This window comes from Paracraurococcus ruber (assembly GCF_004353985.1).
Lineage (GTDB): Bacteria > Pseudomonadota > Alphaproteobacteria > Acetobacterales > Acetobacteraceae > Paracraurococcus > Paracraurococcus ruber.
Genome location: NZ_SMOA01000574.1, coordinates 1 through 1,328 on the forward strand (window position 1 = coordinate 1; position 1,328 = coordinate 1,328).

At 67.8% G+C, this 1,328-nt stretch carries 1 protein-coding gene; it reads left to right on the forward strand.

Going from position 1 to position 1,328, the window contains the following annotated elements; genetic code table 11:
- Positions 1-57: 57 nt before the first annotated feature.
- Complete coding sequence (locus E2C05_RS31845) at positions 58-1,281, forward strand: IS256 family transposase (RefSeq protein WP_133223601.1); 1,224 nt, start codon at positions 58-60, stop codon at positions 1,279-1,281.
- Positions 1,282-1,328: the final 47 nt, after the last annotated feature.

Below are 1,328 nucleotides of genomic sequence, written 5' to 3' on the forward strand. Positions count from 1 at the left end.
GGGACTGTCGGCATTTTCGTGTGTTGCCGGTCATGAGGGAAAGGAAGGACCTCCCCCATGGCTCGAAGGAAAGCGCCACATATCGCCGATGAGTTGCTGGACCAGCTACTCTCCGGCACGGACGCGGCGGCCGCCCTGCAGCAGGGTGGGCTGCTCGATGAGCTCAAGAAGGCGCTGGCGGAGCGGGCGCTGAATGCCGAGATGGACCACCATCTCGGCGGCGAGGCGGGTGTCGGGAACAGCCGCAACGGCTATGGCCGCAAGACGGTGCTGACGGAGAGCGGCGGGCGGATCACGCTGGAGGTCCCCCGCGACCGGCAGGGCAGCTTCGACCCGCAGCTGATCGCCAAATACCAGCGGCGCTTCCCCGGCTTCGACGAGAAGATCGTGTCGCTCTACGCCCGCGGGCTCAGCACCCGCGAGATCGCCGGCCATGTGCTGGAGCTGTACGGCGTCGAGGTCTCGCCCGACCTGGTCAGCGCCGTGACGGATGCCGTGTTGGATGAGATCACCACCTGGCAGGCCCGGCCGCTGGAGCCGGTCTACCCGCTGGTCTTCTTCGACGCGCTGCGGGTCAAGATCCGCGACGAGGGGCTGGTCCGCAACAAGGCCGTGCACATCGCGCTCGGCGTCCGGGCCGACGGCACGAAGGAGATCCTCGGCCTCTGGCTCGAGCAGAACGAGGGCGCTAAGTTCTGGCTGCGGGTGCTGAACGAGCTGCGCAACCGCGGCGTGGAGGACATCCTGCTGGCCGTGGTCGACGGCCTGAAGGGCTTTCCCGAGGCGATCGGCGCCGCCTTTCCCGACACCACGGTCCAGACCTGCATTGTCCACCTGCTGCGTCACAGCTTGGACTTCGTCTCCTGGAAAGACCGGCGGCTCGTCGCGGCGGAGCTGAAGGAGATCTACCGCGCCGTCGATCCGGCCGCGGCGGAGGCCGCCCTGGCGGCCTTCGAGGCCGGGCTTTGGGGCCGGAAGTACGCAGCCATCGGGCCGGCCTGGCGGCGTGCCTGGACCGAGGTGGTGCCGTTCTACGCCTTCCCCGACGAGGTCCGTCGCATCTTGTACACCACCAACGCCATCGAGGCCCTGAACGCCAAGCTGCGCAGCGCCGTCCGCAGCCGCGGCCACTTCCCGACCGACGAGGCCGCGCTGAAGCTGCTCTATCTCGTCTTGAACAGGACCGAGCGGGAGTGGAAGATGCCACCCCGCGAATGGGCCATGGCCAAGGCCCAGTTCGCCGTGCTCTTCGGTCAGCGCTTCACCAAAGCCCTGGCCTGACCGTGTCGTTCACTGACCGGCACGCACACGGAATTCCTGACAGTCCC

What these genes read in the sequence shown, in the direction of transcription:
- E2C05_RS31845 (WP_133223601.1), top strand. Translation starts at nt 58, where the DNA reads ATGGCTCGAAGGAAAGCGCCACATATCGCCGATGAGTTGCTGGACCAG.